The sequence below is a fragment of the Yersinia pekkanenii genome, assembly GCF_001152565.1.
Taxonomy (GTDB): domain Bacteria; phylum Pseudomonadota; class Gammaproteobacteria; order Enterobacterales; family Enterobacteriaceae; genus Yersinia; species Yersinia pekkanenii.
Window position 1 is genome coordinate 116,887 of record NZ_CQAZ01000008.1, and the last position, 11,612, is coordinate 128,498.

The following is an 11,612-nucleotide window of genomic DNA, read 5'->3' on the forward strand; positions in this document are numbered from 1 at the left end:
CTTGCGGTGGCCTTTTTAATGCTTAATCAGAACTTATTTAATGCGGTAATCAATGTGATATCAGTTTGCACTTGCTGTTTGAGCGGTTCACTGCTGGCAGCCGTAACTTGCTGCTGTAATTTTGCTAACGCCGCATCATAACTGGCTTTATCCTTAAACAACTTATCTTTGACATTGATAGATGCAATGTTTGTATAGCGGCCATCGGTCGTAGCTGGTACAGCTATGGTATCGCTATTAATTAGCTGTTTAACTATCTGCCGTTCTTTGTCATAGCCTTCCAACCCAACTAAATGCCAGCGCTGCTGAGGTTCTCCCTCATATTTCCCGGCTTTAACATCAGTCAGATAGTGAATAGTCAGGTTCCGGATCGTGCCTTCTTCTTCGCCAAACTCGGCTTTACTGTCAGATAGCACGGGGAACTCTTGCCCTTCGAGTGCGCCGCCTTTTTGCGTCAGATGACCCATTCGATAACTGTTCATCCCCAGATGAATTGGCGTGATATCAATGACTGGCGTACCATCATTGAGGCGTAAATCGGTGATCCGTGAGCCTGTTGGCTTACGCAAGTCAATGGTATAGGTAACGCCATCAAAGAAGTCATTGGTTGAATATTTAGAGGCGCGGCGCTGCGGGTTAAAACTATAAGTGACATCGCCTGGTTTGACTTGATTAAAATAGTCGGCCGACCATTCCATATACTGTTTCAGCTCTTTGCCGGTCAGGGAGTAAACCGTAATTTCGCCACCAGCATATTGATAATTAAAGGCAATATCTTTGGCTGTAATAGCGCCTACATCCAGTTTGGGGTGGTCATTATCAATCTGTAAGGCGATAACCTGAGCCTGAGGAGCATAATAATGCGCAGCTTCTTGATACAGCGCGCTGATACCAGTGTCTTGCACATGGACTTGCGGAATACCTTTAATTGCGTCAGCCGGTACCAGATTATTACCACTCAAAGTCGCAATTACCCGATTAGCATTGGCCCGCAAAATATCATGGTAAGGCTGGTAAATAGCTTCCAGTGTTTTATCTGACTCGATGCCTTTGATGGGGTAGGTGTAGCTGTCTTTATTGATTAGGTGGTACTTACCATCACGCTGTTCAAATTTTAGGTCAATACGAGACAGTGCGCGGCCATACTTATCCGGCTCAGTGATAATAACGCCGTTGACTACAGCCTTATCAATCTTTACATGCATATGACCGGCGACGATGGCTGCCAGTTCCGGATTAGCCATGGCGATATCACCAACGCCGGTGCCGGGTCGCTGATTCTCGTTATCTATTCCCATATGAGCGACTAGCACAATGGCATCAACTTGCGGCTGGATTTGCTGAATGACCTTTTTCACTGCCTGCACTGGATCGGTGAAATGGATGCCATTAATGCGATCGGTACCCTGCGCGAACTCAGCTGTCATGGGGGTATCCATGCCAATAATGCCGATTTTCACCCCTTGGCGTTCGATGATTTTATAAGCGGGGAGATAAGGCTTACCCGAATCCCAGAAGATGTTCCCGGCCAGCGCTGCGCCATCAAATTGTTTTAGCGAAGTCGAGAGGGCTTTCAAGCCAAAATCAAATTCGTGGTTGCCCATCACCCAGGCATCATATTTCAAGGCATTAAAGCCAAGCATCATTGGGCTAATAGGCTCATTTTTAAAGGTTTCAACAAAGTTGCCCTGTAGGGTATCACCGGCATCGACCAGAATCAGATTCGGTTGTTCGGCACGTATCGTTTTCACTTTGGTGGCTATCTGGCTCAGGCTGCCCGCCAGATTCTCACTGTCGCTGGCATAGTCCCACGGCACGAAGGTGCCATGTAAATCGGAGGTACCCAAGAGGGTGATATCAACTTGCTGTGCAGCGATGGATGCGGTATTGACACAGAGTAATGTGGTGAGTGCTATTTTTTTCATTGTAGGGAATTCAATATTTTATCAGGGCCCAGCATTTTATCATGCAACAAAATAGCAACACTTGCGAACGCTTCCCTCAAGATAGACTAATATATTTATATAAAACTCAGAATTGTGATTTAACTCACTCTGAATCTAATAAATTTAAACGTTAATCTTGATCGCATAATAACGAAGTAATAAAGCATTAGGTAAACCATAAAATTACATTTCATTAACAGTTCTGGATTATATAAAAACAATCGAACTTTTAATTAACATGAAAAAGAATTAATTGCTCTAAATCAACTTTTGAATATGGCAATAATGTTCATATAAGCTTAAATTGTTTTAGATCAAATTACGGCACTATAGGCAAATGGCCTATTTGTTGACCTGTATCCAGAACTCGAAGCTGGGTCACGTAAAATCCTATTTATTGTGTGGGATTAGAAGCGTACTATTACCGCAGTGTAATACTGGGTAGTTGATATTGTCATTTTTGTTGTGTTTTTTTGGGCATTCACTGCGAGTAATTACAGGGCCTCTAATTTAGTTAGCGGAGGCTCAGTTGCCGCAAGTCGGAGTCTTCGTGCGAGGAGCAAGGAGTCAAGATGTTTGATATTGTCGAACTGTCAAGGTTACAGTTTGCCTTAACGGCCATGTACCATTTCTTATTTGTCCCGTTAACGCTGGGTATGGCGTTTTTGTTGGCAATTATGGAATCGGTTTATGTGTTGTCCGGTAAACAAATCTATAAAGATATGACCAAATTCTGGGGTAAGTTATTTGCTATTAACTTTGCTCTCGGGGTTGCTACTGGTTTGACTATGGAGTTCCAATTCGGGACTAACTGGTCATATTTCTCCCACTACGTCGGTGATATCTTCGGTGCCCCTCTGGCAATCGAAGGTTTAATGGCGTTCTTCCTGGAATCTACTTTTGTCGGCCTATTCTTCTTCGGATGGGATCGCCTGAGTAAACATCAGCATTTGGCCGTAACCTGGCTGGTTGCATTAGGCTCTAACTTCTCTGCGTTATGGATCCTGGTTGCTAACGGGTGGATGCAAAACCCGATTGCATCTGATTTCAACTTTGAAACCATGCGTATGGAAATGCTGAGCTTCTCTGAACTGGTTCTGAACCCGGTTGCTCAGGTGAAATTCGTTCACACTGTGGCGGCAGGGTATGTCACTGGTGCGATGTTTGTTCTGGGTATCAGTTCTTACTATCTGTTGAAAGGCCGTGATATTCCGTTTGCCAAGCGCTCCTTTGCGATTGCTGCGAGCTTTGGTATGGCTGCCGTATTATCCGTTATCGTGCTAGGTGATGAATCCGGTTATGAAATGGGTGACGTGCAGAAAACCAAACTGGCTGCCATTGAAGCTGAATGGGAAACTCAGCCACCTCCGGCCGCTTTCACGCTCTTTGCCATCCCTAATCAGGAAACCATGGAGAACCGGTTTGCGATTCAGATTCCATTCGCCTTGGGAATAATTGCGACTCGTTCATTAGATACACCCGTTATCGGCTTGCGTGATTTAATGTCTCAGCACGAAGTGCGTATCCGTAATGGTATCCATGCTTACAGTCTGCTAGAAAAATTACGTTCGGGCGATACTGACCCTGCTGTGCGTGAAGCATTCAGTAAGGTAAAACAAGATTTGGGCTACGGTCTGTTACTAAAACGTTATACACAAAACGTAACCGATGCGACGGAAGAGCAAATCCAGTTAGCGGCACAAGACTCCATCCCACGTGTTCTGCCGCTGTACTTCGCCTTCCGTATCATGGTGGCCTGTGGTTTTCTGATGTTAATTATCATCGGTCTGTCATTCTATAACGTGGTTCGTGGGCGGATTGGTGAGAAAAAATGGTTACTGCGTGCCGCATTGTTCGGTATTCCATTACCGTGGATTGCAGTTGAAGCAGGTTGGTTTGTGGCGGAGTATGGTCGCCAACCATGGGCCATCGGTGAAGTGCTGCCGACAGCAATTGCAAACTCCTCCGTCACAGCCGGGGATATTCTGTTCTCCATGGCGCTGATCTGTGGTCTGTACACGCTGTTCCTGGTGGCAGAAATGTACCTGATGTTCAAATTCGCGCGCCTTGGGCCTAGCAGCCTGAAAACTGGCCGCTATCATTTTGAACAGCCGACTGCCCCAGTGCAGGAAGCACGGTAAACAGGAGTCCACTTATGTTTTTTGATTATGAAGTATTACGATTTATCTGGTGGCTGCTGATCGGTGTACTGCTGATTGGTTTTGCAGTCACCGATGGTTTCGATATGGGCGTCGGTATCTTGCTGCGTATCATCGGTAAGAATGATACAGAACGTCGTATTATGATTAACTCGATTGCCCCTCATTGGGATGGTAATCAGGTTTGGTTGATAACTGCGGGTGGGGCGCTGTTTGCTGCCTGGCCAATGGTGTATGCAGCCGCATTCTCCGGCTTCTATATTGCGATGATTCTGGTGTTAGCTGCGTTATTCTTCCGCCCGGTTGGTTTTGATTACCGTTCTAAGTTGGAGAATAACCGTTGGCGCAACATGTGGGACTGGGGCATTTTTGTCGGTAGCTTCGTGCCTGCGGTGGTATTCGGTGTGGCCTTTGGTAACTTGCTGCAAGGCGTGCCATTCCATATGGATAGCTATATGCGGCTGTTCTATACCGGTAACTTCTTCCAGTTGTTGAACCCGTTTGGCTTACTGGCAGGGGTTGTCAGCTTAACCATGCTGGTAACGCAAGGCGCTACTTACCTGCAAATGCGTACCCGTGGTGAGTTGCACTTGCGTTCTCGTGCTGCGGCACAGATCTCTGCCTTGGTGATGGCGGTTGCCTTCCTGCTGGGCGGTGTCTGGTTGGTTTATGGCATTGATGGTTTTGTCATTACTTCAGCGTTGGATACCGCAGCTCAATCGAACCCAATGCGCAAAGAAGTTGCACATCAGGCTGGTGCATGGTTGATTAACTTCAACAAGTACCCAAGTTTGTGGGCGCTACCGGCTCTTGGGGTGATTCTGCCACTGTTTACCATTTTGCTGTCGCGCTTTGAAAAAGGGGCCTGGGCCTTCCTGTTCTCATCACTGACCATTGCGTGTGTCATCCTGACTGCCGGGGTAACTATGTTCCCGTTCGTTATGCCGTCGAGCACCGTACCTAATATCAGTCTGACAATGTGGGATGCAACATCCAGCCTGTTGACGCTGCAAGTGATGACCGTTGTGGCGATAATCTTTGTTCCTATCATCTTGCTTTACACCAGCTGGTGTTATTACAAGATGTTCGGGCGCATTGATAAAGACTTTATCGAAAAAAACAAGCACTCACTGTACTAAGGAGCATAAAGCATGTGGTATTTTGCCTGGATTCTAGGGACACTTCTGGCCTGCTCCTTTGGTATCATTACTGCTCTGGCGCTGGAGCAGAGTGAAGCCAACGCGGCCGCTAAAGCCGCTAATAATGGCGATGATGATGTTGTCCGATAAGTTATATGAACTCATGGATAAGGGCCTGCTCAGGGCCCTTTCACTGGTGCTCGCGTTTGCTGTGGCTTTTTGCGTGTTCTGGGATCCTGCGCGTTTTGCCGCAGCGACCAGTTCACTCGAAATCTGGCAAGAGGTCTTTATCGTGTGGGCAGTTTGTACCGGTGTCATTCATGGGGTCGGTTTTCGTCCTAAACGGGTGTGGTTGCGTGCCTTTTTCTCACCACTTCCGGCAATTGTGATCTTGGGCGCGGGATTATTCTACTTTTTTGTTTAATCTGTATCGGTTTCGCCTAATCTGAACACAATCTCTCCTTTATGGGCCTCCCGGCCCATAATTATTTTCGTTCTATTCTTGCAAGTGATTCCAAACCTTAACACTCTTCAGTATAGTGTGTCCGTTAACTGCATTACTGGGAAGCAGAGTGAGTAATCCGTTGTTTCGATGGCCGGTACGTGTCTATTTTGAAGACACCGATGCTGGTGGCGTGGTTTATCACGCACGCTACGTTGCCTTTTACGAAAGGGCGCGCACTGAAATGTTGCGCCAACGCAATTTTCACCAGCAGCAATTGCTCAATGAGCATGTCGCTTTCGCTGTTCGCCGCATGACGGTAGAATACCTGGCACCCGCACGTCTTGATGATATGCTGGATGTTCAGAGTGAAATTACCGCAATGCGTGGGGCTTCTCTCACGTTTGCTCAACGAATTCTCGACTCACATGGCAATCTTCTGAGTAGTGCAGAAGTATTGATCGCATGTATCGATCCACACCAAATGAAGCCAAGAGCGCTTCCTAAGTCTATTGTCGCGGAGTTTAAGTAGTGGCTGACATGAACATTCTGGATTTATTCCTGCAGGCAAGCCTTTTCGTTAAGCTTATCATGCTGGTTTTGATGGGCTTTTCTATTGCTTCATGGGCGATAATCATTCAGCGAACGCGTATTCTGAATGCTGCCACCCGCGATGCTGAAGCTTTCGAAGATAAATTTTGGTCCGGCATCGAGCTGTCTCGCCTGTATCAGGAAAGCCAGGCTCGTCGCGATACGCTCGGCGGCTCCGAGCAGATCTTCCATTCCGGATTTAAAGAGTTTGCCCGTTTACATCGTGCAAATAGCCATGCACCTGAAGCCGTGATTGACGGTGCTTCCCGTGCGATGCGCATCTCTATGAACCGTGAATTAGAAGCGCTAGAAACTCATATTCCTTTCCTGGGTACTGTTGGCTCCATCAGCCCGTATATCGGTCTGTTTGGTACAGTATGGGGGATTATGCATGCCTTTATTTCTCTGGGTGCAGTAAAGCAGGCGACACTGCAAATGGTCGCACCAGGTATTGCCGAAGCACTGATTGCTACCGCGATCGGCCTGTTCGCTGCGATCCCTGCTGTTATGGCCTATAACCGTCTGAACCAGCGCGTGAATAAACTTGAACAAAACTATGATAACTTCATGGAAGAGTTCATTGCTATTCTGCATCGTCAGGCTTTCGCCGCCAGCGCCGATAGCAAATAAGTAGGGGGTTATATGGCGCGAGTACGTGGTCGTAAACGTCGCGAGCTTAAGTCTGAAATTAACATTGTTCCCTTGCTTGACGTTTTGCTGGTGCTATTGCTTATCTTTATGGCGACAGCACCCATTATCACGCAAAGTGTTGAGGTGGATCTCCCTGATGCGACGGATTCAAAAACCGTCTCAAGCGACGATAACCCTCCGGTGATTGTCGAAGTATCAGGCGTGGGACAATATTCGTTGGTTATTGATCACCAGCGGATGGAGCTACTGCCGTCAGAACAAGTGATAGCAGAAGCTCAGGCAAGATTGAAATCGAATCCGAAAACCGTGTTTCTGATCGGTGGCGCTAAAGAGGTTCCTTATGATGAAATCATCAAGGCCCTGAATATGCTGCATCAGGCGGGTGTGACGTCGGTGGGCTTAATGACTCAACCGATATAAATTTGCGTTGATACTGACGGGATTGATAGCGAGTCCAGTCGGTAGATACCCTGTTTTTAGCAGTTCCGTTTTTTAGCAATAGAGCGCGGACATCGAGTGTGGAAATCGAGCGTGGGTAAGGCAACCGAGCAAAATGATAAGCTGAATCGCGCCGTTATAGTGTCGGTGGTTCTGCACATCATATTGATTGCCCTGTTGATTTGGGGCTCTCTGACACAGACGACTGAAATGGGCGGCGGCGGGGCTGGCGGCGAGGTTATTGACGCCGTTATGGTCGATCCGGGCGCGGTGACAGAACAGTATAACCGTCAGCAACAGCAGCAGACGGATGCTAAACGCGCAGAACAACAACGCCAGAAAAAAGCCGCTCAGCAAGCTGAAGAATTACAGCAGAAGCAGGCCACAGAACAACAGCGACTGAAAGAATTGGAAAAAGAACGTCTGCAAGCGCAAGACGATGCGAAGCAGGCGGCTGAAGAACAGAAGAAACAAGCCGCTGAACAGCAAAAACAGGCCGCTGAGCAACAGAAAGTTGCCGCTGCTGCTGCTGCAAAAGCGAAAGAAGAACAGAAACAGGCTGAGGCCGCAGCGGCTCAGGCAAAAGCAGAAGCTGACAAAATGGTGAAAGCGCAAGCTGACGCACAGAAAAAAGCCGAAGCTGAAGCCAAAAAAGAAGCTGCTGTAGCGGCAGCGGCGAAGAAACAAGCCGATGCCGATGCGAAGAAAGCCGCTGAAGCTGCCGAAAAGGCCGCAACAGAAGCCGCTGATAAGAAAGCCGCTGCCGATGCTGAGAAGAAAGCGGCTGCCGATGCGAAAAAAGCCGCTGCCGCCGAGGCCGCCGAGGCCAAGAAAAAGGCTGCCGCAGACGCTGCTGCTGCCACAACCGATGTTGATGATTTATTTGGCGGTCTGGCAAACGCTAAAAATGCACCGAAAAGTGGTGCGGGTGCTGCCGCAGCCGGTACCGGTGGTGGCAAGAAGAGCGGGGCATCCGGTGCTGATATCAGTGGCTACATGGGCCAGATAACTGCGGCGATCCAAAGTAAATTTTATGATGCAGATCTTTACAAAGGCCGTACCTGTGATCTGCGAATTAAATTAGCACCAGATGGTCTATTAATTGATGTTAAAGCGGAAGGGGGTGACCCGGCACTATGCCAGGCTGCCATCGCCGCGGCAAAACAAGCGAAAATTCCTAAACCTCCAAGTGCGGATGTTTATGAGGCATTTAAGAATGCTAAGCTGGTATTTAAACCTCAGTAAGGTTCGATTAACCCAGGATTGCATTGTTAATTAACTATGGATTATGTAGTTTTGTTTGCATTGGTTTGTTAAAATTCTGCTAATTATCGCGGGCATTCCGCTCGGATAAGGGAGATAAGATGAAGCAGGCATGTCGAGTAGCGCTAGGCTTTTTAGTTTTATGGGCTTCTGTATTACACGCAGAAGTTCGAATTGAGATTACCCAAGGGGTAGACTCTGCTCGCCCGATTGGTGTTGTTCCGTTCAAATGGATGGGACCGGGTACACCACCTGAAGAAATTGGCGCTATCGTTGGCGCGGATTTACGTAACAGTGGCAAATTTAACCCCATTGATGCGGCTCGTATGCCACAACAACCTTCCACTGCGGCTGAAGTAACACCTGCGGCTTGGACTGCGTTAGGTATTGATGCAGTTGTTGTTGGTCAGGTTCAGCCAAGTGCTGATGGTAGTTATGTGGTTTCTTACCAGTTAGTGGATACTGCGGGTGCGGCCGGTAGCGTTTTGGCGCAGAATCAGTATAAAGTCACCAAGCAATGGTTACGTTATGCCGCGCATACTGCCAGCGATGAAGTTTTTGAAAAACTGACCGGGATTAAAGGTGCTTTCCGTACCCGTATTGCTTATGTGGTGCAAACCAACGGCGGCAAATTCCCACACGAATTACGGGTTTCTGATTACGATGGCTACAACCAGTTTGTGGTTCACCGTTCTCCTCAACCTTTGATGTCACCAGCCTGGTCTCCAGATGGTAGCAAAATTGCGTATGTCACGTTCGAGAGTGGTAAATCAGCGTTGGTTATTCAAACGCTGGCTAATGGTGCAATCAGACAAGTGGCCTCATTCCCTCGTCATAATGGTGCACCGGCCTTCTCACCGGACGGTACAAAACTGGCCTTTGCTTTGTCTAAAAGCGGCAGTTTGAACTTGTATGTTATGGACTTGGCGTCTGGTCAAATCAGTCAGGTGACCGATGGACGTAGCAATAACACAGAACCAAGCTGGTTCCCTGATAACCAGAATCTGGCTTATACCTCGGATCAGGGCGGTCGTCCACAAGTGTACAAAGTGAATATTAATGGTGGTGTGCCTCAGCGAATCACGTGGGAAGGTTCTCAGAACCAGAACGCAGATGTGAGTCCTGATGGTAAGTTCCTGGCATTGGTTAGTTCGAATGGTGGAGCACAACACATCGCCAAACTGGATCTGGTAACGGGAGCCGTTCAAGTTTTAACGGACACGTTCCTGGATGAAACGCCTAGTATCGCGCCTAATGGCACCATGGTTATCTATAGCTCGACACAAGGGCTGGGAGCCGTGTTACAGCTGGTCTCGACTGATGGGCGTTTCAAAGCGCGTCTTCCGGCAACTGATGGACAGGTCAAATTTCCTGCCTGGTCGCCGTATCTGTGATGCATGTGTAAATACGTATGTATGGCAAACTATAAAAGGATCAAAGAGATGCAACTGAACAAAGTGCTAAAAGGGCTAATGTTGGCATTGCCAGTTCTGGCTATCGCTGCGTGTAGTTCTAACAAAAGCGCAAATAATGACCAATCTGGCATGGGCGCTGGCACTGGTACAGAAAACGGCAGCAACCTGTCTTCCGAAGAGCAAGCTCGTCTTCAGATGCAAGAACTGCAAAAGAACAATATCGTTTACTTTGGTTTCGACAAATACGATATCGGTTCTGACTTCGCTCAAATGCTGGATGCACATGCTGAATTCCTGCGTAAGAGCCCATCTTACAAAGTTGTTGTTGAAGGCCATGCGGATGAACGCGGTACGCCAGAATACAACATTGCGTTGGGCGAGCGTCGTGCAAGTGCTGTGAAAATGTATCTGCAAGGTAAAGGCGTGTCTGCTGACCAGATCTCTATCGTTTCTTACGGTAAAGAGAAACCAGCAGTACTGGGCCATGACGAAGCAGCGTTCGCTAAAAACCGTCGTGCAGTTCTGGTTTACTAAGAGAATCGCATGAACAGTAACTTCAGACGTCACTTAGTGGGTCTGTCGTTATTGGTTGGCGTAGCGGTCCCATGGGCCGCTACTGCCCAAGCGCCAATCAGTAATGTCGGCTCCGGCTCGGTAGAAGATCGGGTCACTCAACTTGAGCGTATTTCCAATGCTCACAGCCAGCTATTAACTCAACTTCAGCAACAACTGTCAGATTCGCAACGCGATGTAGATAGTTTACGCGGTCAGATCCAAGAAAATCAGTACCAGCTCAATCAAGTTGTTGAGCGGCAAAAACAGATCTACCAGCAGATGGATAGTCTGAGTGGTGGTCAAGGGGCTTCGAGTTCAGCTTCTGCGGCTACTGGTGCTGCAACAGATAATGCCGCAACTGGGAGTTCCGATACTGCCGCCGCAGGCACAGCAGCGACTACAGCAGCACCTGCAGTCAGTACTGGTGATGAAAACAGCGATTATAATACAGCCGTTTCTCTGGCTCTTGAGAAAAAGCAATATGATCAAGCGATCACTGCTTTCCAGGGGTTTGTGAAACAGTATCCAAAGTCGACTTACCAGCCTAACGCCAATTACTGGTTAGGGCAGTTGTATTACAACAAAGGTAAGAAAGACGATGCTGCGTATTATTATGCTGTTGTTGTAAAGAATTACCCAAAATCTCCAAAAAGTTCAGAAGCGATGTTTAAAGTTGGGGTGATCATGCAGGATAAAGGCCAAAGTGATAAAGCTAAGGCGGTTTATCAACAAGTGATCAAGCAATATCCCAATACTGATGCTGCTAAACAGGCACAGAAACGTTTATCTGCTCTTTAGCTTTTTCGGGCCCAGGAATTGGTCATATTGACTACTTTCTGGGCTTTGGCGAGTGAAGAACAAGCAGTTAAACGCTTCAATAGAAATTTAAGTTGCACTGTGAAGATAAATTAGTAATATATGCCGCCGTTGCCAAGACAACTTGTAAAACGTTAAAGCAGCAGGAAATTATAGTAAACAGCAATACATAATGGGTCGTTAGCTCAGTTGGTAGA

12 protein-coding genes are annotated in these 11,612 nt (G+C 47.5%); 11 read left to right on the forward strand and 1 reads right to left on the reverse strand.

The window, feature by feature from the left end:
* Window positions 1-26: 26 nt before the first annotated feature.
* Window positions 27-1,925, reverse strand: a complete 1,899-nt coding sequence (locus tag AEP37_RS05905) for a bifunctional metallophosphatase/5'-nucleotidase (protein ID WP_049611274.1) — start codon at window positions 1,923-1,925, stop codon at window positions 27-29.
* 593 nt (window positions 1,926-2,518) lie between these two features.
* Here AEP37_RS05905 and cydA point away from each other — a divergent pair.
* The 11 genes from cydA to cpoB all read left to right on the forward strand — a co-directional run bounded on the left by cydA (window position 2,519) and on the right by cpoB (window position 11,397).
* Complete coding sequence (cydA, locus tag AEP37_RS05910) at window positions 2,519-4,087, forward strand: cytochrome ubiquinol oxidase subunit I (protein WP_049611276.1); 1,569 nt, start codon at window positions 2,519-2,521, stop codon at window positions 4,085-4,087.
* Window positions 4,088-4,101: 14 nt separating this feature from the next.
* On the forward strand, window positions 4,102-5,244 hold the full coding sequence (gene cydB / locus AEP37_RS05915; RefSeq protein ID WP_049611279.1) for a cytochrome d ubiquinol oxidase subunit II: 1,143 nt from the start codon (window positions 4,102-4,104) through the stop codon (window positions 5,242-5,244).
* A 12-nt stretch (window positions 5,245-5,256) separates the two neighbouring features.
* On the forward strand, window positions 5,257-5,394 hold the full coding sequence (gene cydX / locus AEP37_RS05920; RefSeq protein WP_049611282.1) for a cytochrome bd-I oxidase subunit CydX: 138 nt from the start codon (window positions 5,257-5,259) through the stop codon (window positions 5,392-5,394).
* Entirely contained in the window at window positions 5,381-5,668 is a 288-nt protein-coding gene (ybgE, locus tag AEP37_RS05925) for a cyd operon protein YbgE (RefSeq protein ID WP_072086248.1), read from the forward strand. The genes cydX and ybgE overlap by 14 nt, the downstream gene beginning before the upstream one ends.
* 148 nt (window positions 5,669-5,816) lie before the next feature.
* A complete protein-coding gene (gene ybgC / locus AEP37_RS05930) occupies window positions 5,817-6,218 on the forward strand; it encodes a tol-pal system-associated acyl-CoA thioesterase (protein ID WP_049611289.1) in 402 nt (133 codons plus the stop codon).
* Window positions 6,218-6,907 carry a Tol-Pal system protein TolQ gene (gene tolQ / locus AEP37_RS05935; protein ID WP_049611294.1) on the forward strand — a complete coding sequence of 230 codons (690 nt, stop codon included), beginning with the start codon at window positions 6,218-6,220 and terminating at the stop codon, window positions 6,905-6,907. The genes ybgC and tolQ overlap by 1 nt, the downstream gene beginning before the upstream one ends.
* 12 nt (window positions 6,908-6,919) lie before the next feature.
* Window positions 6,920-7,348 (forward strand): colicin uptake protein TolR, encoded by a 429-nt coding sequence (gene tolR, locus AEP37_RS05940; protein ID WP_049611297.1) that lies wholly within the window; start codon window positions 6,920-6,922, stop codon window positions 7,346-7,348.
* 111 nt (window positions 7,349-7,459) lie between these two features.
* Window positions 7,460-8,611, forward strand: coding sequence for a cell envelope integrity protein TolA (gene tolA / locus AEP37_RS05945; protein ID WP_049611299.1), 1,152 nt, complete (start codon window positions 7,460-7,462; stop codon window positions 8,609-8,611).
* 119 nt (window positions 8,612-8,730) lie between these two features.
* On the forward strand, window positions 8,731-10,023 hold the full coding sequence (gene tolB, locus AEP37_RS05950) for a Tol-Pal system beta propeller repeat protein TolB (protein ID WP_049611301.1): 1,293 nt from the start codon (window positions 8,731-8,733) through the stop codon (window positions 10,021-10,023).
* Window positions 10,024-10,071: 48 nt separating this feature from the next.
* Window positions 10,072-10,578, forward strand: coding sequence for a peptidoglycan-associated lipoprotein Pal (gene pal / locus AEP37_RS05955; RefSeq protein WP_049611304.1), 507 nt, complete (start codon window positions 10,072-10,074; stop codon window positions 10,576-10,578).
* Window positions 10,579-10,587: 9 nt separating this feature from the next.
* Window positions 10,588-11,397: a cell division protein CpoB gene (cpoB, locus tag AEP37_RS05960; RefSeq protein WP_049611308.1), complete on the forward strand. Its 810-nt coding sequence runs from the start codon at window positions 10,588-10,590 to the stop codon at window positions 11,395-11,397.
* Window positions 11,398-11,612 lie beyond the last annotated feature (215 nt).